Here is a 20567-nt window from a genome sequence, read left to right as displayed (position 1 = left end):
CTCAGCCGTTCTTCAGGATCTTGAGGGCGCCCTCCAGGCCTTCCGACGTGCCGACCGCGACCAGCACGTCACCGGCGGTGAACGTGAAGTCCGGGGTGGGGGAAGGGTGCACCTGGCCGGCGCGCATGACGGCGACCACGGACACGCCGGTCCGGGTGCGCATCGCCGTGTCGCCGAGGGTGCGGCCGTCGAACGGGGAGTTCGCCTTGATGGGCAGCTGCTTGGTGTTGATCCCGGGGACCTCGCGGTGCTCCTCGGTGAGCTGCGCGACCAGTTGCGGGGCGCCGAGCAGGTTGGCCAGCGCGCCGGCCTCGTCGGCGGTCAGGGGCAGGGACGCCAGGCACGCGTCGGGGTCGTCGGACTTGGACACGATCAGCTCGATCTGCCCGTCCCGGTGCGTGACCACGCCGATGCGGCGTCCGTTCCGGGTCGCGAAGTCCTTCCGCACACCGATGCCCGGTAGGGGCGTTACTTCCACGTTCACACCGCCACGGTACCGGTGCGGCCGTCACCGGGTGGGCCAGGCACAATGGAGAACCGCAGGTACGGACCGATCGAGACGGCGAGGAGAGCATCGGTGGCGGGAGCCCTACGCGGCGTGGTCGCTCTGGACGGACCCTCGGGAACCGGGAAGACCACGGTGGCGCGCAAGCTCGCCGGGCGCCTGTCGGCCGGCTACCTCGACACCGGCGCGATGTACCGGGTGGTGACGCTGGCCGTGCTGCGCGCGGGCGTCGACCCGGCCGACGGCCTCGCGGTCGCCGAACTGGCCCGGACCACCGACTTCGCGCTCGGCACCGACCCCTCGGCGCCGAGCGTCCACCTGGCGGGCGAGGACGTGGCGGCCGAGATCCGCGGCGCCGAGGTCAACCACGCGGTGTCGCCGGTCTCGGCGGTGCCCGAGGTGCGTGAGCTGCTGGTCGCGCGGCAGCGGCGGATCATCGGCGAGGTGCTGGACGAGATCGGCGGCATCGTCGTCGAGGGCCGCGACATCGGCACCGTCGTCACGCCGGACGCCCCGCTCAAGGTCTACCTGACCGCGGACCCGGCGGTGCGGGCCGCGCGCCGCAGCGCCCAGGACACCGCCGCCGGGCGGCAGAGCAGCCAGGCCGAGGCGCTGGCGTCGGTCGACCGGCGGGACCGGCTCGACTCGACGCGCGCGGTCGCGCCGCTGAAGGCCGCCGACGACGCGGTGCACCTGGACACCACCGAGCTGTCCATCGACCAGGTGCTCGTCGCCCTGTCCGAGCTGGCCGGCCAGCGCGGGCTGCTGGGCACGTGCGCGCAGGTCACGCGGTGAGCCCTGCCGGTCTGCCGGACGGCGCGTCGGCCCGGCTGCACGACGCCGCCCGGTTCGTCGGGACGCACCTGTTCAAGCCGGCCTACCGGCTGCGGATCCGCGGGCTGGAGCGGGTGCCCAAGACCGGGCCGGTGCTGGTGGTGGCCAACCACAGCTCGATGGTCGAGCCGCAGATCATCTTCGGAATGTTGCCGCGCCGTTCGGTGTTCCTCGTCAAGGAGGAGATGTTCACCGGGGCGGTCGGGTGGTTCCTCCGGCGCATCGGCCAGGTGCCGGTGCGCCGGGGTGAGCCCGACCGGGCGCCCCTGCTGACCACGGCGAACGTGCTCAAGGGCGGCGGAGTCGTCGCGGTGTTCCCGGAGGGGACCCGCGGCGAGGGCGATGTCACCAGCGCCGAGCGCGGCGCGGCCTGGCTGGTCCGGGCCTCCGGCGCGGTGGTCCTGCCGATCGCGGTGCGCGGGACGCGGCGTCCCGCGGGCAGCGGGCGGCGGTTCCGGCCCCGGGTCGACATCCTGGTGGGTGAGCCGTTCACGCTCGAGGTCGGCCGCGGCCGGGCCGGGCTGGACGAGGCGACCGGGCGGCTGCGGGACGAACTCGCGGGCCTGGTCCGCACCCTCGACGAATGGCGTGCAGCGCAGGGCGAGCCCGTGCGCGGGAAGAAAGCGGAGTTATGACGGAGCTTGACGGGACCTGGTCGGACGAGGCGGAGTTCACCGCGCTCGACAGCCAGGCCGACGACGCGGCGTCCGAGGAGGAAGCCGAGCTGAGCCAGCCCGTGCTGGCCGTCGTCGGGCGCCCGAACGTGGGCAAGTCCACCCTGGTGAACCGGATCCTCGGCCGCCGCGAGGCGGTCGTGCAGGACACGCCCGGCGTGACCCGGGACAGGGTGGCCTACGACGCGCAGTGGTCCGGCCGCCGGTTCACGGTGGTCGACACGGGCGGCTGGGAGCCGAGCGCGACCGGGCTGCAGGCCGCGGTCGCGGCGCAGGCCGAGCTGGCGATGAACACCGCGGACGCGGTGCTGGTCGTGGTGGACGCCTCGGTCGGCGCGACCGCGACCGACGAGGCCGTGGCGAAGGTGCTGCGCCGGTCGAAGCGGCCGGTGTTGCTGGCGGCCAACAAGGTCGACGACGAGCGGTTGCTGGCCGACGTGGCCTCGCTGTGGTCGCTCGGCCTCGGCGAGCCGCACGCGGTGAGCGCCCTGCACGGCCGCAGCTCGGGCGACCTGCTCGACGCGATCATCAAGGTGCTGCCCGAGGCCCCGCGCGAGCGCGAGGCCGTCGCCGGGCCGCGCCGCGTCGCGCTGGTGGGCAAGCCGAACGTGGGCAAGTCCAGCCTGCTCAACAAGCTCACCGGCGAGCAGCGGTCCGTCGTGGACTCGGTCGCGGGCACCACGGTCGACCCGGTCGACTCGCTGGTGGAGCTGGACGGCCAGGTGTGGCGGTTCGTCGACACCGCGGGCCTGCGCAAGCGGGTGCACACCGCGAGCGGCACCGAGTACTACGCGTCGCTGCGCACCAAGGCCGCCATCGACTCCTCCGAGGTCGTCATCGTCCTGCTGGACGCCAGCGAGCCGCTGTCCGAACAGGACCTGCGCGTGCTGACGTCGGTCGTGGAGTCCGGCCGCGCGTGCGTGCTGGCGCTGAACAAGTGGGACCTCGTCGACGAGGACCGCCGCCACCAGCTGGAGAAGGAGCTCGACCGCGGCCTGGTGCGCGTCACCTGGGCCGAGCGGGTCAACATCTCCGCGCTCACCGGGCGTTCGGTGCGCAAGCTCGCGCCGGCGCTGCGGACCGCGCTCGCCTCGTGGGACCAGCGGGTCCCGACCGGGCAGCTGAACTCGTGGCTGTCCGAGCTGATCGCGGCCACCCCGCCGCCGGTGCGCGGCGGCAAGCAGCCCAAGGTGCTGTTCGCGACCCAGGCCGGCATCCGCCCGCCGACGCTGGTGCTGTTCACCACCGGGTTCCTCGAGGCCGGGTACCGCCGCTTCATCGAGCGGAAGTTCCGCGAGCGCTTCGGTTTCGCGGGCAGCCCGGTGCGCATCAACGTGCGGGTGCGGGAAAAGAAGCCGCGGCCCGGCAAGAAGGGCAAGTGACGCAACGAGGTGTGACGGCGGCGACACCCCGGTGAGACCGCCCGGCCACCTGCCGTTCACCTCGGGTAGAGTGATCGTCCCGCGCGGGCGCCTCACACTTTTCGCGAGTTCCGGCCCGAACGCTGGCGGAAGGTGAACTCCATGGGCGCGCCCGTTCTCGATCCGACGCTGCCCGGGGTGCTGACCCCGGAGCGGGCCCTGTTCCCCGGCGGTCCGGCCGCGGCGCGGCGCACGCTGCTGGACGTGCTGGCGGACACCGCCGTGCGTCACCCGAACGCGGCGGCGCTCGACGACGGCGAGCGGGTGCTGAGCTACCGCAGGCTGTCCGAGGAGGCGCAGGCGCTGGGCAGGCGGCTCGCCGCCGAGGGCGTCGGCCGCGGCGACCGCGTCGGCGTCCGGATCTCCTCCGGCACCGCCGACCTCTACGTCGCGATCCTGGGCGTGCTCGCCGCGGGCGCGGCCTACGTGCCGGTGGACGCCGACGACCCGGACGAGCGGGCCGAGCTGGTGTTCGGCGAGGCCGGCGTGTGCGCGGTGCTGATGGACGACGGGCTGACGATGCTCGCCGAGCCCGGCCGCCGAACCGGCGTGCCCGCGCCGGACGACGACGCGTGGATCATCTTCACCTCCGGTTCGACGGGCAAGCCCAAGGGCGTGGCGGTCAGCCACGGTTCCGCGGCCGCCTTCGTCGACGCCGAGGCCCGGCTGTTCCTCACCGAGGAGCCCATCGGCCCCGGTGACCGCGTGCTGGCCGGGCTGTCGGTCGCCTTCGACGCCTCGTGCGAGGAGATGTGGCTGGCCTGGCGGCACGGCGCGTGCCTGGTGCCCGCGCCGCGTGCGCTCGTGCGCACCGGCGTCGACCTCGGGCCGTGGCTGGTCGCGCAGCGCATCACGATCGTGTCCACCGTGCCGACCCTGGCCGCGTTGTGGCCGGCCGAGGCACTGGAGGACGTGCGGCTGCTCATCTTCGGCGGCGAGGCGTGCCCGCCGGAGCTGGCCGAACGGGTCGCCGTCGAGGGCCGCGAGGTGTGGAACACCTACGGGCCGACCGAGGCGACCGTGGTCGCCTGCGCCGCCCCGCTGACCGGTGAGGGCCCGGTGCGGATCGGGCTGCCGCTGGCCGGCTGGGACCTCGTGGTCGTGGACGCCGCCGGTGAGCCGGTGGCGATGGGGGAGTCCGGTGAGCTGGTGATCGGCGGCGCCGGCCTGGCCCGCTACCTCGATCCGGTGAAGGACGCGGAGAAGTTCGCGCCGCTGCCCGCGCTGGGCTGGGAACGCGCCTACCGCAGCGGCGACCTGGTGCGCGCCGAGCCCGCGGGCCTGGTGTTCCTCGGCCGCGCCGACGAGCAGATCAAGCTCGGCGGCCGCCGCATCGAGCTGGGCGAGGTGGACGCCGCGCTGCAGGCGCTGCCCGGGGTCGCCGGAGCCGCCGCGGCGATCCGCACCACCAAGGCGGGCAACCAGGTTCTCGTCGGGTACGTGGTGCCGCAGGGCGAGTTCGACACCGACGGCGCTTCGGCTCAGCTGCGCGAAAAACTGCCCGCCGCGCTGGTGCCGCTGCTCGCGGTGGTCGACGACCTGCCGACCCGCACCTCGGGCAAGGTCGACCGCGCCGCGCTGCCCTGGCCGCTGGCCACTGTGGACAGTGCCGCCGCGCTGACGGCGACCGAGTCGTGGCTCGCCGAGGGCTGGGCGGAGATCCTGGGCGTGCCGGTGACCGATCCGGGCGCCGACTTCTTCACCTCCGGCGGCGGCAGCCTCACCGCCGCGCAACTGGTGGCGCGCATCCGCACCCGCCACCCGCGGGTGTCGGTCGCCGACCTCTACCGCCACCCGAAGCTCGGCCAGCTCGCCGCGCTGCTCGACGGCCTCGACGGGGAAACCGAGCGGCGGCGCGACGTCCGCCCGGTTCCGCGGCGGGCCGGGGCCGCGCAGGCCGTGCTGGGCCTGCCGGTGCTCGCCCTGACCGGCCTGCGCTGGCTGACCGCGCTCGCCGCACTGTCCACTGTGCTCTCGACGGCCGGCGTCGCGTGGGCGCCGTCCGTGCCGTGGTGGTCGCTCGCGCTGGCCTGGCTGGTTCTGTTCAGCCCGCCCGGCCGCATCGCCATCGCGGCCGGCGGCGCGCGGCTGCTCCTGCGTGGCGTGCGCCCCGGCGCGCACCCCCGCGGCGGCCGGGTCCACTTGCGACTATGGGCGGCCGAGCGGCTCGCCGAGGCCACCGGCGCCGCCGGCATCTCGGGCGCGAGCTGGATGACGCTGTACGCCCGCGCGCTGGGCGCGAAGGTCGGCAAGGACGTCGACCTGCACACCCCTCCGCCGGTGACCGGCCTGCTCAAGCTGGGCCGCGCGGCGGCGGTGGAGCCCGAGGTCGACCTGTCCGGGCACTGGGTGGACGGCGACGTCGTGCACATCGGCAAGATCCGGATCGGCGCCGGCGCCCGCGTCGGCGCGCGCAGCGTGCTGCTGCCCGGCGCGCGGATCGGCAAGGGCGCGGAGATCGCCGCCGGGTCGACCGTGCTGGGCGCGGTGCCCGCGGGCCAGCGCTGGGCGGGTTCGCCCGCGCGCCGCGACGGCAAGGGCGCGCTGCGCTGGCCGTCCAGCCGCCCGCCGCGGTCGCGGTTCTGGGCCTTCGCCTACGGGGCCGCCTCGTTCGTGCTCGGCTTGTTCCCGGTGCTCGCCGCCGTGCCCGGCCTGCTGGTCCTGGGCGCCGCGGTCGCGGGCACCACGACGATCGGCGCCGCGCTGCGTGCCGCGCTGCTCGCCGTGCCGGTGGCGACGGTGGCCGCGTTCGGCACCTACGCGTTGCTGGTGCTGGTGTCCGTGCGGCTGCTCGGGCTGGGCCTGCACGAGGGCTACCACCCGGTGCACGGCCGGATCGCCTGGCAGGTGTGGGCCACCGAGCGGCTGATGGACCTGGCCCGCCAGGTGCTGTTCCCGCTCTACGCCAGCCTCTTCACGCCGGTGTGGCTGCGGCTGCTGGGCGCGAAGGTCGGCCGCGGCGCGGAGGTCTCGACGGTGCTGGCGGTCCCGCGGATGACGCAGGTCGACGACGGCGCGTTCCTCGCCGACGACACCATGGTCGCCACCTACGAGCTGGGCCACGGCTGGCTGCACGTCGCGCCGACGCGCATCGGCAAGCAGGCGTTCCTCGGCAACTCCGGCATGGCCGCGGCCGGGCGCGCGGTGCCCAAGCGCGGTCTGGTCGGGGTGCTGTCCTCGGCGCCGCGCAAGGCGAAGAAGGGCTCGTCGTACCTGGGCATGCCGCCGATGCCGCTGCGCCGCGCGGTGGAGGCGGCCGACTCCAGCCGCACGTTCGCGCCGCCGCCGCGGCTGAAGGCCGCGCGTGCCGCGGTCGAGCTGTGCCGGATCGTGCCGGTGATGTGCGCGGTCGCGCTCGCGGTGCTCGTGCTGGCCGCGCTCGCGGCGGTGTGGTCGGCGGCGGGCCTGCTCGTGGCCGCGGTGGCCGCGCCGGTGGTGCTGGTCGTCGCCGGTCTGGTGGCCGGGGCGGTCACCACCGCGGTGAAGTGGGCGCTGACCGGGCGGTTCCGGGCGGTGGACCACCCGCTGTGGAGTTCGTTCGTGTGGCGCACCGAGCTGGCCGACACGTTCGTCGAGACGCTCGCGGTGCCGTGGCTGGTGAGCTGGAGCGCGGGCACGCCGCTGCTGCCGTGCTGGCTGCGCACGATGGGCGCGAAGATCGGCCGCGGGGTGTGGCTGGAGACGTACTGGCTGCCGGAGACCGACCTGGTGCGGCTGGGCGACGGCGCGACCGTGAACCGGGGGTGTGTCGTGCAGACCCACCTGTTCCATGATCGGATCATGCGCATGAGCGAGGTGACCGTGGCCGAGGGCGCGACCGTCGGCCCGCACGGGATCGTGCTGCCCGGCGCGAGCGTCGGCGCGCGCACCACCGTGGGCCCGGGTTCGCTGGTGACCCGCGGTGACGCCGTCCCGGCCGACAGCCGCTGGCTGGGCAACCCGATCGCGGCGTGGCGGGCGTGAGCCGCGCCGACTACACGCTCGGCCACGGCAGCGACGACTACCGGGTCACGCACTACGACCTGGAGCTGGACTACAAGATCGGGCCGAACCGGCTGAGCGCGCGGGCGGCCCTGTCCGCGGTCGCCGCGGGCGAGCTGAGCCGGATCCCGCTCGACCTGGCCGGTTTCACGGTCAAGGGTGTGCGCGTGGACGGGCGGACCGCGAAGTTCACCCACCGCGGCGGCAAGCTGGTGGTGCGCCCGGTGCGGCCGGTGCGCGGCGAGTTCACCGTCGAGGTGCGCTACTCCGGCAACCCGCGGCCGGTGGCGAGCCGGTGGGGCGAGATCGGCTGGGACGAGCTGACCGACGGCGCGCTCGTGGCGAGCCAGCCGACCGGGGCGCCGTCCTGGTTCCCGTGCAACGACCGGCCCGGCGACAAGGCGACCTACCGGGTGTCGCTGACCACCGCGTCTGCCTACACCGTGCTGGTGACCGGCGACCTCGTCACCCGGCGGGCCGGGGGCAGCGCGACGACGTGGGTGTTCGAGCGGCGCGAGCCGACCGCGCCGTACCTGATGAGTGTCCAGATCGGACGGTACGACGAGCTGGTTCTCGATGGGGTGCAACGGATCGCGGTGCCGCGGCGGCTGCGTGCCGCGGCCGCGCACGACTTCGGCCGCCAGCCGGAGATGATGCGCGGGCTCACGGAGTGGTTCGGGCCGTACCCGTTCGGCGAGTACGTCGTGGTGGTCACCGACGACGACCTGGACGACCCGATCGAGGCGCAGGGCATGGCGATCTTCGGCGCCAACCACGTCGACGGCCGGCGCACGTTCGAGCGGCTGGTGGTGCACGAGCTGGCGCACCAGTGGTTCGGCAACAGCCTCACCGTCGCAGGCTGGCGCCACATCTGGCTCAACGAGGGCTTCGCGACCTACGCGGAATGGCTGTGGTCGGAGGCCTCCGGCGGCCCGTCCGCGGAGGCGCTGGCGCGCGACTGGCGGTCCCGCGTCGGCACCGACGTCGCGATCGGCGACCCGGGCGTGGCGCGCCTGTTCGACGAGCAGGTCTACAAGCGCGGCGGCCTGGTCCTGCACGAGCTGCGCGGCCGGGTCGGCGACGAGGTGTTCTTCGGCCTGCTGCGGACCTGGGTGGCCGGGCACGCACACGGCACCGTCACCACCGAGGACTTCATCGCGCACGCGGAGCGCGCCGCCGGTGTGCCGCTCCGTGACGAGTTCGCCTCCTGGCTCGGCTGAGCCACCCCGTTCTCACCCGGGCGGAGTTGCGCCCGCTCCTGGCCGTCTGAGCAGCGAGGACGTCCCTTTCGGGCAACGTGCCGCCGCCGTTCGTCCCGCTTCCGTCGCGACTTGAGGATCGCGGCCCTTTTGTTACCGGAACGTGTCGGATCGGGCTTCCCCTCACACGCGGTCACGACGTATGTTGTCGGCCACAACATTCAAATGTTGTGAGTCACAACATTCCTGCCAAGGGGACGCAATGAAGCGGAGAAAGACCCTCGCGCTGGCCGCCGCGGGCACCGGGCTCGTCCTGGCGCTGACCGCGTGTGGAGCGAACAGCGCCAACAACGACAGCGGTGGGAGCGGCGGGTCGGACAACGGCGGCCCGAAGGTCGGCGTGATCCTGCCCGAGACCGCGACCTCGGCCCGCTGGGCCGGGTTCGACCAGCCGATGCTCCAGTCGGCCCTCACGAAGGCCGGGCTCAGCCCGATCATCGAGAACGCCCAGGGCGACAACCAGCGGTTCGCGCAGCAGGCCGACAGCATGCTCAGCCAGGGCGTGAAGGTCCTGATCATCGCCGCGCCCAGCGGTGACGTCGGCGCCACGGTCGAGCAGAAGGCCAAGCAGCAGGGCGTGCCGGTCATCAACTACGACCGCCTCAACCTCGGTGGCAGCGCCGACTACTACGTCAGCTTCGACAACGTCCAGGTCGGCCGCCTGCAGGGCCAGGCGCTCGCGGACGCGCTGAAGAACAAGCCGGGCGCCCAGGTCATCGAGATCGAGGGCTCGCCGACGGACAACAACGCGACCCTGTTCTACAACGGGCAGCAGGAGATCCTCGGCCCGCTCTACAGCTCGGGCGCGCTGAAGAAGGTCGCCAGCCAGCGCATCGACAAGTGGGACAACGCGGTCGGCGGCGCGACCTTCGAGCAGTTCCTGTCCGCCAACGGCGGCAAGGTCGACGGTGTGCTGGCCGCCAACGACGGCATGGCCGGCGCCGTGATCACCGTGCTGCAGAAGAACGGCCTCGCCGGCTCGGTCCCGGTCACCGGCCAGGACGCCAGCGCCGCCGGCCTGAAGTCGATCCTGCAGGGCCAGCAGTACTCGACGGTGTTCAAGCCGATCCAGCAGGAGGCCGACGCCACCGCGCAGCTGGCCGCCGCGCTGGTCAAGGGCGACACCGCGGGCGCCGACGCCATCGCCAAGCAGACCTCCACCGACCCGACCGGCAACCGCACGGTCAAGTCGGTGCTGCTGCAGCCGTTCTCCATCACCAAGGAGAACGTGAAGATGGTGGTCGACCAGGGTTACGTCAAGGCGAGCGAGATCTGCGGCGGCGACACCGCCCCGGTCTGCCAGCAGCTGGGCATCTCCTGACGGCACGCGTCGCCTGGGGGGCGCGTGGCCCGGAAACCCCGGACCGCGCGTCCCCCCCACGCGTGTCTCCCACGGATAGCGGAGGTTCTTCCATGAACGAGCCCGTCCTCGCGCTGCGAGGCGTCAACAAGAGCTTCGGGCCGGTGCACGTCCTGCACGACGTGGACTTCCAGGTGCGCGCGGGGGAGGTCACCGCGCTGGTCGGCGACAACGGCGCCGGGAAGTCCACGCTCGTCAAGTGCATCGCGGGCATCCACCCGATCGACAGCGGCGAGGTCCTCTTCGAGGGCAAGCCGGTCCACATCCACAACCCGCGCGAGGCGGCCGCCCTCGGCATCGAGGTCGTCTACCAGGACCTCGCGCTGTGCGACAACCTCGACATCGTCCAGAACATGTTCCTCGGCCGCGAGCGCAACCAGCGCGGTCTGCTCGACGAGGCGGCGATGGAGCTGGCCGCGCGCAAGACGCTGGCGTCGCTGTCGGTGCGCACCGTCAAGTCGGTCCGCACGCCGGTGTCGTCGCTGTCCGGCGGGCAGCGGCAGACCGTCGCGATCGCCAAGGCGGTGCTGTGGAACAGCAAGGTCGTGCTCCTCGACGAGCCGACCGCCGCGCTCGGTGTCGCGCAGACCCGGCAGGTGCTCGACCTGGTGCGGCGCCTGGCCGAGCAGGGCCTCGGCGTGGTGCTGATCAGCCACAACATGAACGACGTGTTCGAGGTGGCCGACCGGATCGCCACCCTCTACCTCGGCCGGCTGGCCGCCGACGTCGCCACCAAGGACGTCACGAACAGCCAGGTCGTCGAACTGATCACCGCGGGCCGGTCCGGCGACCTCGGCCTGGCCCGCCCCGAGACCGCGGCCGTGTGAGGAAAGAAGTGGCCATGACTGAAACCCCCACGAAGCCCGGCTCGGGCCAGCCCCCGGCGGCGATCTCGGACTTCGGCATCGACACCACCTCGCGGTCCACCCGCGAAGCCATCGGCGACTACTTCGGGCGCCTGCGCGGCGGCGAGTTGGGCGCCCTGCCCGCGCTGCTCGGCCTGCTGGTGTTGGTGCTGGTGTTCACCGGGCTGTCGGACACCTTCCTGTCGCTGAACAACATCGCGAACCTGTTCGCGCAGGGCGCCGGGCAGACCATCATCGCGATGGGCATCGTCCCGGTGCTGCTGCTCGGCGAGATCGACCTGTCCGCGGGCACCGCGTCCGGCCTGGCCGCGTCGGTGATGGCGTTGCACTTCACCCAGGACGGCAACCTGCTCGGCAACTTCGGCAGCACCGTGTTCTACGGCTTCATCGTCGGTTCGATCGTGGCGGCCGCGCTGTGCGTGTGGATGCGCGTCTGGATCGGCGCGGTGCTCTCGCTCGTCGTGCCGGTGTTCATGCTCGCCGGGTTCGCCGCGAACCCGTGGATCGAGATCGTGCTGGCGATCTGCGTCGGCGTCGTCATCGGCGCGCTGACCGGCACCATCGTGGCCAAGATCGGCATCCCGTCGTTCGTGGTGACCCTGGCGCTGTTCATCGGCTGGTACGGGCTGCTGCTGCAGCTGGTCGGCGAGGGCGGCACGATCTCCATCCGGCAGAGCGACGTGCTCTACCAGGTCGCCAACGGCAACCTGTCCATCCTGGGCGGCTGGATCATGTTCGTGGTCGCCGCCGGCGGCTACGCCGCGGTGGTCCTGACCCGCCACTTCGGACGGTTGCGGCGCGGACTGGTGGCGCAGCCGACGACGATCGTGGTCGTCAAGGCCGGCGCGGTGCTGGTGCTCGGCGCGGTCGCGACCTACCTGCTCAACACCAACCGCTCGCCCAACCCGAACCTGACCACGATCGCCGGCGTGCCCTACGTCGTCCCGATCGTGCTGGTGCTGCTGGTGGCGGGCACGTTCGTGCTGGACCGCACCCGCTACGGGCGGCACATCTACGCGGTCGGCGGCAACAAGGAGGCCGCGCGGCGCGCCGGCATCAAGGTCGACAAGATCCGGATGAGCGTGTTCCTGATCTGCTCGGCGGTCGCGGCGATCGGCGGCATCGTCTACAGCTCGAAGGTCGGCGCGGTGGACGGCAACTCCGGTGGCGGCAACACGCTGCTGTTCGCCGTCGGCGCGGCGGTCATCGGTGGCACGTCGCTGTTCGGCGGCCGCGGGCGGCTGCGCGACGCGGTGATCGGTGGTCTGGTGCTGGCGACCGTCCAGAACGGCCTCGGCCTGCTCGGGTTCCAGGCGGCTACGGTTAACATCATCACCTGCCTGGTCCTTCTGGTGGCGGCAGCCGTCGACGCGCTGTCCCGCAAGCGTGCCGCGGTCGCGCGCTGAGGCACGGGTGAGGACCGCCGACCACCGGCCAGCAGGGAAGCGCAGGTGACGACCACACCGACCGCGGGCACCCGCCCCGACGACGTGCGCCGGCACAACAGGGCCGCCCTGTTGCGCCGGCTGCACGTCCACGGCCCGTCCACACGGGCCAGTCTCGCCACCGACCTCGGGCTGAACCGCAGCACGATCAAGGCGCTGGTGGACGGGCTGGCCGAGGACGGGCTCGTCGAGGAGCGGGTGCCCGCTCAGCGCAGCGGGGCGGGCCGCCCGTCCCTGCTGGTGCTGCCGCAGCCGCAGGCCGCGGTGGTGCTGGCGATCGACATCCGGGTGGAGCGGGCCGGGATGGCGCTGGTCGGCATCGGCGGCGAGATCCTCGGGCGGGGCGGGTGGAACATCCGCTCCACCACCAACGACCCGCGCGAGGTGTTCACCAAGATCGTCGACACGGCCGGCCCGCTGATCGACGAGCTGGGCGTCCACCCGGTCGCGGCGGGCGTGTCGGTGCCGGGCGTGGTGCGGCACCAGGACGGGTTCGTGCACGAGGCGCCGAACCTGCACTGGACCGACATCCCGCTCGGCGCGTGGCTGTCGCGGGCCCTGCAGCTGCCGGTGCACATGGGCAACGACGCCGAGCTGGGCGCGCTCGCCGAGCACCTGCGCGGGGTGGCGCGCGGCTACGACGACCTCGTCTACATCGGCGCCGAGGTCGGCGTCGGCGGCGGTGTGATCTCCAACGGGGTGTCCATGCGCGGCGCCGGTGGCCACCACGTGGGCGAGGTCGGGCACATGGTGGTGCGGCCGCAGGGGCGGCAGTGCTACTGCGGGTCGCACGGCTGCTGGGAAACCGAGGTGGGGGAGCGGGCGCTGGCGCGGGCGCTGGGGCTGGACGAGGACAGCCCGGTCGGCGCGATCGTGCACGAGCTGCGGCTGCTCTCCGCCGACGGCGAGGCGCCGGACGTGCTCGCCGAGTTCACCGAGTGGCTCGTGCTCGGGCTCGGCAACGTGGTCAACCTGCTGTGCCCGCAGCTGGTCGTGCTGGGCGACCTGTTCACCGCATTGCCCCCGGCGCTGGTCGAGCACGTGGAGCGAACCGTGCGGGAGCGGAGCCTGGTGAGCAGGGCCCTCGCCGGAACGCGGGTGGCGACGTCCGCGCTGGGCACGGACGCGAAGCTCCTGGGCGCCGCGGAGCTGGCCTTCGAGACGGTGCTCGCGGACGGCTGAGGCCTCAGGCGAGCACACCCGCGCCGGGGATCGAGTCCAGCAGTTGCCGCGTGTAGGGCTCCTCGGGGGCTTCGAGCACCTTCGCGACCGGGCCCTGTTCCACGACCCGTCCGGCGCGCATCACGACCACGTCGTGCGCGATGGCCTTCACCACGGCCAGGTCGTGCGAGATGAACAGGTAGCTCAGCCCCAGTTCCTCCTGCAGGGTGCGCAGCAGGGTGAGGATCTGGTCCTGCACCAGGACGTCCAGCGCGGACACCGCCTCGTCGCACACCACCAGCCGCGGGCCCAGTGCCAGTGCGCGGGCGATCGCCACCCGCTGACGCTGGCCGCCGGACAGTTCATTGGGGTAGCGGTGCGCCGTCGACGCGGGCAGGGCCACCTGGTCGAGCAACTCCCGCGCCTTCGCCGCCCGGCTCGCCTTGTCACCGACGCGGAAGATCCGCAGCGGCTCGGTGATCAGCCGCTCGACGGTGAACAGCGGGTCGAGCGAGGCGTAGGGGTCCTGGAACACCGGCTGCATCGCCCGGCGCGCCGCCTTCAGCCGGGCGCCGCGCAGGCCGAGCACGTCCTCGCCGTCGAGGCGGATCGTGCCGCCGGACACCGGGACCAGCCCGAGCACCATCCGGGCCGTCGTCGTCTTGCCGGAGCCGGACTCGCCGACGATCGCGGTGGTGCGGCCGCGTTCGACGGTGAACGACACGTCCGCCACCGCCGTGAACACGCCCCCGCCGCCGCGGATCCGGAACTCCTTCGACACCCCCGAAACCTCCAGCACCGGTGGCGCCGGGTCCACGGCGGGCATCGGGTCCTTGAGCGAGGGCGCGGCCGCGATCAGCCGCCGCGTGTACTCGTGCTCCGGCGCCGTCAGGACCCGCCGGGCCGGCCCGGACTCCACGACCCGGCCCTGCGACATGACCACCACGCGGTCCGCGCGTTCGGCGGCCAGGCCGAGGTCGTGGGTCACCAGCAGCAAGGCCGTGCCCAGCTCGCGGGTCAGCCCGTCGAGGTGGTCGAGGATCTGCCGCTGCACGGTCACGTCCAGCGCCGAGGTCGGCTCGTCGGCGATCAGCAGGTCCGGGCGGTAGGCCAGCCCGATGGCGATCAGCACCCGCTGCCGCATGCCGCCGGAGAACTCGTGCGGGTACTGCCGCGCTCGCCGCGCCGGCTCGGGCAACCCGGCCTCACCGAGGATCTCCACCGCCCGCGCCATCGCCTCCCGCCGGGTCGCCAGTCCGTGCGTCACCAGCGTTTCCGCGACCTGCCTGCCGACGCGCGCCACCGGGTTGAGGTTGGTCATCGGGTCCTGCGGCACCAGCCCGATCTCCCGGCCGCGCAGCCGCCGCATCCGCTTCTCGCCGGCGTGGGTGACGTCCTCGCCGCGCACCACGATCCGCCCGCCTGTGACCCGCCCGGCGCCGGGCAGCAGGCCCAGCACCGCGTGCGCCGTCGTGGACTTGCCGGACCCGGACTCGCCGACCACGGCGACCCGCTCGCCGGGCATGATCGTCAGGTCGGCGCCGTGCACCACCTCGGTGCCGCCGAAGGACACCCGCAGATCCTCGACCCGCAGCAACGGTTCCGTCATCGGGAGCTCCTCGGGTCGAGTGCGTCGCGCAGCGCGTCGCCGGACAGGTTGAAGCCCAGGCAGATCAGGGCCAGCGCGATGCCCGGGAACACCCCGGGCCACACGGTGCGGAACAGGTACTGCTGCGCGTCGGAGAGCATGATCCCCAGGCTCGGCTCTGGCGGCTGGATGCCGAGCCCGAGGAAGGACAGGATCGCCTCGCCGAGCACGGCCTGCGGCATGATCACCGTGGCCTGCACGATGATCGCCGACGCCGCGTTGGGCAGCACGTGCTGACCGAGGATCCGCCACGGCCCGGCGTGCATCGTGTGCGCCGCGAGCACGAAGTCGCTGTCCTTCATCCGCAGCGTCTCGGCCCGCACCACGCGGATCATCGCCGGGATGTTGCCGATGCCGAGCGCGACCGCGGCGTTGACCAGGCCGCCGCCGTTGATCGCGGCGAGCCCGACCGCCAGCAGCAGGAACGGGAACGCGAGCATCAGGTCGGTCAGCCGGGACACGATCGCGTCCAGCCACCGCCAGTACCCGGACAGCAGTCCCAGCGGGACCCCGACCACGATCGCGAGCGCCACCGACAACAGCCCGACCTCGAGCGAGGTGCGGGTGCCGTACAGCACGCGGGACAGCACGTCGCGGCCCAGGTCGTCGGTGCCCAGCGCGAACCCGACGGTTCCCGGTTGCTGGAACGGGGTCGTGAAGTGCACTTCGGACGGTGCGTAGGGGGCGAGCCAAGGGGCGAACACCCCGGCGACGAGCACGATCAGCAGCAGCACGCCGCCGGTGACGCCCATCGGGTTGCGCAGCAGGTTTCCCAGCACCCGGCCGCGCACCCGGCCCACGGGGGCAGGCGGTTCGGCGATCGCGGTCATGTGGCCCTCCCGGAGACCCGGACCCGCGGGTCGATGACCGTGTAGAGGACGTCGACCAGCAGGTTGATGACGATGTAGGCGAAGGTGATCACCAGCACGACGGCCTGGATCACCGGGTAGTCGCGGCTGAACACCGAGTCGAGCGTGAGCTTGCCGATGCCGGGCAGGCTGAAGATCCGCTCGGTGACCACGGCACCGGCGATCAGCCCGCCGAGCTGGAGTCCGACGATCGTGGTCACCACGATCAGGCTGTTGCGCAGCCCGTAGCGGAAGACCACCGCGCCGCGCCCCAGCCCCTTCGCGCGGGCGGTGCGCACGTAGTCGGCGGTGAGCGTGCCGACCATCGACGACCGGGTCTGCCGTTGCACGACCGCGGCGTGCGACAGGCCGAGGATCACCGCGGGCAGCGTGAGGTAGTACAGGCCGCGCACCGGATCCTTCAGTGGCGACACGTAACCCGACGCCGGGAACCATCCCAGTTGGACGGACAGGTACACCACCGCGAGGATGCCGAGCCAGAACGTCGGCACCGACAGCGCGAACAGCGAGAACCCGTTGGCCGCCCACTCCGGCCAGCGCCCGCGGAACACCGCGGCGAGCACGCCGAGCAACAGCCCGGCCAGCACCGCGATCAGCATCGCGTACACCGCGAGCTCCACGGTGACCGGCAGGGTCGTGCCGATCATCTCCGACACCGGGGTGCCGGTGCGGGTCGACCGGCCGAAGTCGCCGGTGAGCGCGTGGCCGAGGAACTTGAGGTACTGCACCGGCAGCGGGTCGTCGAGGCCGAGCTGGGCACGCACCGCGGCGAGCGTCTCCGGATCGGCCTCCTCACCGGCCATCGCCAGCGCCGGGTCGCCGGGCAGCGCCCGCACGCCGGCGAACACCACGATCGAGGCGAGCACCAGGGTCAGCGCGGACTGCCAGAGCCGGTGCAGAAGGTGACGCAGCATCGGTGTCAGCCCTCCTGGTCCGCGCGGAAGGCGGCCCTGCCGAGCCGGACCACGCCGTCGGAGTAGACCTCCACGCCGGCGATCCGTGCCGAGTGGACGGTCAGGTTGCGCAGCCGGTAGGTGTAGACGATCGGGTTCTCCCGCTGGATCACGCTCGTCGCCTGGCCGTAGAGATCAGCGCGTTCGGCGGTGGTGGCGGCGCGGGCGGCGCGGGTGAGCAGGTCGTCCAGCTCGGCCGAGGAGAACCCGCCGTAGTTGCCGCCGGAGCCGGTGGACAGGAACCGCGCGGTGTTGCCGTCCGGGTCGATGCGGCCCGACCAGCCCAGCTGCAGCAGCTCGAAGTCCCCGCGCTTCTGCACGTCCAGCAGGGTCGAGTACTCGACCGGCACGATCTTGAGGTCGAACCCGCCCTCGGCGACGCTGGCCTGCAGCGCTTGGGCGTAACGCAGCTGGTCCTGGGTGTTGGACACCTGCAGTGTCACGGTGAAAGGCGTGGGCACACCGGCTTCGGCGAGCAGCTGCCGCGAGCGGGCCGGGTCGTAGGCCGGGCAGGCGTCGCTGGCCGGGGTGGCGTAGGGCGACTGCGGCGCGATGGGGGAGCAGGCGACGTCGAACCAGTTGTTGAAGACCGTGTCGACGAGCGTCTGCCGGTCCACAGCCGACGCGAACGCCTGGCGCACCCGCGGATCGCGGGCCAGCGGGGTGTCGATCGGCTTGACCGGGGTGCCCGCGCCGTCGACGTTGCCGGTGTTGATCGTGACGCCCTGGTAGCCCAGCGACGACGACTGCAGCACCTTCAGGTCCGGATCCTTGGCCAGTGCGTCCACGTCCTGCGGCGAGATCGTGTCGGCCACCTGGATGTCGCCGGAGCGCAGGTTCGCCGCGCGGATGTTGGCGTCGGGCATGATCCGGTAGACGATGCGGTCGAGGTGGACCTGCGCCGCGTCGTAGTACAGCGGGTCGCGCTCGACCTCGATCGAGGTCTGCGGAACCCGCTTGACGAACTTGAACGGCCCCACGCACACCGGGTGATCGCCGAAGTTCGTGCCCTGCGCGGCCAGCGCCGCGGGAGACAGGATCATCCCGGCGCGGTCGGCCAGCGCGGCGGTGATGGGCGCGAACGGCCTGCTGAACGTCAGCACGACGTGGCCGGGGTCCGGCGCCTCGACGGCGCGCACCGGGCCCATCTCGCTGGTGCGCTGGGAACCCTTGAGCGTGAGGTGGCGCTGCAGGCTGGTGCGCACGGCCGTGGCGTCGAACGGGGTGCCGTCGGCGAAGGTGATCCCGGTGCGGACCGGGATCGTCACGGTCAGCCCGTCCGGCGACGTCGTGGGCAGGCCGGTGGCCAGTTGCGGCACGATCTGCCCGCTCGCGTCGAGGTCGTAGAGCTTCTCGCAGATCGTGCTCATCACGTACCGGGTGTAGAGCGAGCTGGACGTGGTCGGGTCGAGCCGGTCCGGTTCGGACGACAGGCCCATCACGAGCTCGCCCCCGGAGCGGACCGGCTGGGCGCCGACGGGCGTCCCGTAGTCGTCGGTGTGCTCGGCGGTGCTCGCCACGTGCTGCACCGGCACGCACGCCGCCAGTGCCGCGGTGAGCGCCACGCAGGGCGCGAGAATGCGCCACCGCGAATTCTTGAGGGCCATGGAAAACTCCCGCGCGATCGAACGTGTGCGCAGCTTACGGTAGTTTCCCGTTGTTTGTCATCGATTTCCGGCGGGTTAATTCGGGTAACGATTTTCCGCTGCGGTGCGGGCAGGAAGAAACAGCGGTCCGGGGGGATGGTCCGAACCGCTGTCTTCCGTTTTCCGGATTGCCGCCGACTACCGTCCGGCGGCGTAGCCCTGCATGCCGCGCGGGTTCGAACCCGCTGACAGGACACCGGTTTCCGGGTCGCGGGCGACCGCGCAGAGGCGGCCTTCCGACCACGGGCCGGCGATTTCGACGTCGTGCCCGCGCCGCCGCAGTTCGGCGATCGTGGAATCGCCGATCCGCGATTCCACGGTGACACTTCCGGGACGCATCGCGCGCGGGTAGAACGAACTCGGGAAACTGTCGGTGTGCCAGTTCGGGGCGTCGATCGCGCCCTGCAGATCGAGACTTCCGCGCACCTTTTGCCGCAACGCGACGGCGAGGAAGAAATGCACGCTCCACTGGTCCTGCTGGTCCCCGCCGGGCGTGCCGAACGCGAGCACCGGCACACCGTCGCGCAGCGCCATCGACGGGGACAGCGTCGTGCGTGGGCGGCGGCCCGGCACCAGCGAGTTGGGCAGCCCCTCGTCCAGCCAGGACATCTGCAGCCGGGTGCCCAGCGGGAAACCGAGCGCCGGGATGACCGGATTGGACTGCAGCCAGCCGCCGCTCGGGGTGGCGGCGATCATGTTGCCCCACCGGTCGGCCACGTCGAGGTGGCAGGTGTCGCCGCGCGTCGCGCCGTCCTTGGCGACGGTCGGCTCACCCGCGCCCGCGGCCGGTGGCGGCGGGACCGCGCCACCGACGGACAGTTCGGCCTGCTTGCTCAGCCGCGGCCGGCGTCCGTCCGGCGAACCCGGCCGCAGCTCCGCCGACGCCCGCTCGCCGATCAGGGCGCGGCGGGATTCGTTGTAGGACACGGAAAGCAGGGTGTCCAGGGAGACGTCCGCGCTGTCGCCGTACCACGCCTCGCGGTCGGCCATGGCGAGCTTGGTGCCCTCGATCAGCGTGTGCAGGTAGTCCGGGGTGCCGTACTCGAGGCCGTCCGGCAGCAGGGCGAGCTGCTGCAGGAACGACGGCCCCTGGCTCCACAGTCCGCACTTCGCGACCGTCCAGCCCTGCCAGTCGTAGGTGACCGGGTCCTCGTAGCCCGCCTCGAACGCGGCGAGGTCGTCGGCGGTCAGGGTGCCGGCGTGCCGCTCGCCGGAGGTGTCCATGGTCGGCCGGGCGGCGGCCTCGGCGATCGCCTCGGCGATGAAGCCCTCGCGCCAGATCCGGCGGGCGGCGTCGATCTGCGTCTCCCGGCCCGGGCCGGCGGCCTCGGCCTCGGCGATCACGCGCCGCCAGGTCGCGGCCAGCGCCGGGTTGCGCAGCATCTCGCCGGGCGCCGGCGGGCGCCCGTCGCGCAGGTACACCTCCGCCGAGCTGGTCCACTCGGTCTCGAACAGCTCCCGCACGCTGGCGACGGTCGAGCCGATCCGCTCCACCGCCGGGTGCCCGTTCTCGGCGTAGGCGATCGCGTACTTCAGCACCTCGGCCAGCGTCTTCGTGCCGTGGTCGCGCAGCAGCAGCATCCACGCGTCGAACGCGCCGGGCACGGCTGCGGCCAGCGGGCCGGTGCCGGGCACCAGGTCCAGGCCGAGCGAGGTGTAGTGCGCGACCGTCGCCCCGGCCGGGGCCGGGCCCTGCCCGCACAGCACGCGCGGCGCCTGCCCGGCGGGCGCGAGGATGATCGGCACCTCACCGGCCGGGCCGTTCAGGTGCGGTTCGACGACGTGCAGCACGAACCCGGCGGCCACGGCCGCGTCGAAGGCGTTGCCGTCGTCCTCCAGCACCGCCATCGCGGTGGCGGAGGCGAGCCAGTGGGTCGACGACACCATGCCATGGGTGCCTTGCAGCGTCGGGCGGGTGGTGAACACGGTTCGAGTAGACACCCTC

General features: G+C 72.8%; 15 protein-coding genes. 9 read left to right on the top strand and 6 right to left on the bottom strand.

What is annotated here, in order from left to right; genetic code table 11:
- Position 1: 1 nt before the first annotated feature.
- Positions 2 to 484, bottom strand: a complete 483-nt coding sequence (locus L2C96_RS29815) for a cation:proton antiporter regulatory subunit (RefSeq protein WP_026153076.1) — start codon at positions 482 to 484, stop codon at positions 2 to 4.
- A 114-nt stretch (positions 485 to 598) separates the two neighbouring features.
- Between L2C96_RS29815 and cmk the strand changes: the two genes are divergently transcribed.
- The 9 genes from cmk to L2C96_RS29770 all read left to right on the top strand — a co-directional run bounded on the left by cmk (position 599) and on the right by L2C96_RS29770 (position 13527).
- Positions 599 to 1300 (top strand): (d)CMP kinase, encoded by a 702-nt coding sequence (cmk, locus tag L2C96_RS29810; protein WP_237338570.1) that lies wholly within the window; start codon positions 599 to 601, stop codon positions 1298 to 1300.
- Entirely contained in the window at positions 1297 to 1974 is a 678-nt protein-coding gene (locus L2C96_RS29805) for a lysophospholipid acyltransferase family protein (RefSeq protein ID WP_020420641.1), read from the top strand. Before cmk ends, L2C96_RS29805 begins: the two co-directional genes overlap by 4 nt.
- On the top strand, positions 1971 to 3395 hold the full coding sequence (der, locus tag L2C96_RS29800) for a ribosome biogenesis GTPase Der (protein WP_020420640.1): 1425 nt from the start codon (positions 1971 to 1973) through the stop codon (positions 3393 to 3395). Before L2C96_RS29805 ends, der begins: the two co-directional genes overlap by 4 nt.
- Positions 3396 to 3536: 141 nt before the next feature.
- Positions 3537 to 7397 (top strand): Pls/PosA family non-ribosomal peptide synthetase, encoded by a 3861-nt coding sequence (locus tag L2C96_RS29795; protein ID WP_237338554.1) that lies wholly within the window; start codon positions 3537 to 3539, stop codon positions 7395 to 7397.
- Positions 7385 to 8635, top strand: a complete 1251-nt coding sequence (locus tag L2C96_RS29790) for a M1 family metallopeptidase (protein WP_020420635.1) — start codon at positions 7385 to 7387, stop codon at positions 8633 to 8635. Before L2C96_RS29795 ends, L2C96_RS29790 begins: the two co-directional genes overlap by 13 nt.
- Positions 8636 to 8876: 241 nt before the next feature.
- Positions 8877 to 9995 (top strand): sugar ABC transporter substrate-binding protein, encoded by a 1119-nt coding sequence (locus L2C96_RS29785; RefSeq protein ID WP_020420634.1) that lies wholly within the window; start codon positions 8877 to 8879, stop codon positions 9993 to 9995.
- A gap of 92 nt (positions 9996 to 10087) precedes the next feature.
- A complete protein-coding gene (locus tag L2C96_RS29780) occupies positions 10088 to 10861 on the top strand; it encodes an ATP-binding cassette domain-containing protein (RefSeq protein WP_017982028.1) in 774 nt (257 codons plus the stop codon).
- A 14-nt stretch (positions 10862 to 10875) separates the two neighbouring features.
- Positions 10876 to 12306: a sugar ABC transporter permease gene (locus L2C96_RS29775; protein ID WP_020420633.1), complete on the top strand. Its 1431-nt coding sequence runs from the start codon at positions 10876 to 10878 to the stop codon at positions 12304 to 12306.
- Between the two features lie 45 nt (positions 12307 to 12351).
- Positions 12352 to 13527, top strand: coding sequence for an ROK family transcriptional regulator (locus L2C96_RS29770; RefSeq protein ID WP_237338553.1), 1176 nt, complete (start codon positions 12352 to 12354; stop codon positions 13525 to 13527).
- 4 nt (positions 13528 to 13531) lie between these two features.
- Here the strand turns inward: L2C96_RS29770 and L2C96_RS29765 are convergent, their stop codons facing one another.
- From L2C96_RS29765 to L2C96_RS29745, 5 genes are all read right to left on the bottom strand, one after another.
- Entirely contained in the window at positions 13532 to 15115 is a 1584-nt protein-coding gene (locus L2C96_RS29765) for an ABC transporter ATP-binding protein (RefSeq protein ID WP_237338552.1), read from the bottom strand.
- On the bottom strand, positions 15112 to 15984 hold the full coding sequence (locus L2C96_RS29760; protein ID WP_020420630.1) for an ABC transporter permease: 873 nt from the start codon (positions 15982 to 15984) through the stop codon (positions 15112 to 15114). Before L2C96_RS29760 ends, L2C96_RS29765 begins: the two co-directional genes overlap by 4 nt.
- Positions 15981 to 16937: an ABC transporter permease gene (locus tag L2C96_RS29755; protein ID WP_237338551.1), complete on the bottom strand. Its 957-nt coding sequence runs from the start codon at positions 16935 to 16937 to the stop codon at positions 15981 to 15983. Before L2C96_RS29755 ends, L2C96_RS29760 begins: the two co-directional genes overlap by 4 nt.
- 5 nt (positions 16938 to 16942) lie before the next feature.
- Positions 16943 to 18583: an ABC transporter substrate-binding protein gene (locus L2C96_RS29750; RefSeq protein ID WP_237338550.1), complete on the bottom strand. Its 1641-nt coding sequence runs from the start codon at positions 18581 to 18583 to the stop codon at positions 16943 to 16945.
- A 177-nt stretch (positions 18584 to 18760) separates the two neighbouring features.
- Positions 18761 to 20548, bottom strand: a complete 1788-nt coding sequence (locus L2C96_RS29745; protein ID WP_237338549.1) for a gamma-glutamyltransferase family protein — start codon at positions 20546 to 20548, stop codon at positions 18761 to 18763.
- Between the last annotated feature and the right edge of the window lie 19 nt (positions 20549 to 20567).

Origin of the sequence: Amycolatopsis tucumanensis, assembly GCF_021654135.1 — a bacterium.
GTDB lineage: Bacteria > Actinomycetota > Actinomycetes > Mycobacteriales > Pseudonocardiaceae > Amycolatopsis_E > Amycolatopsis_E tucumanensis.
Note: the sequence above shows the minus strand (reverse complement) of the source record. Positions and strands in the feature narration are given on the sequence as shown.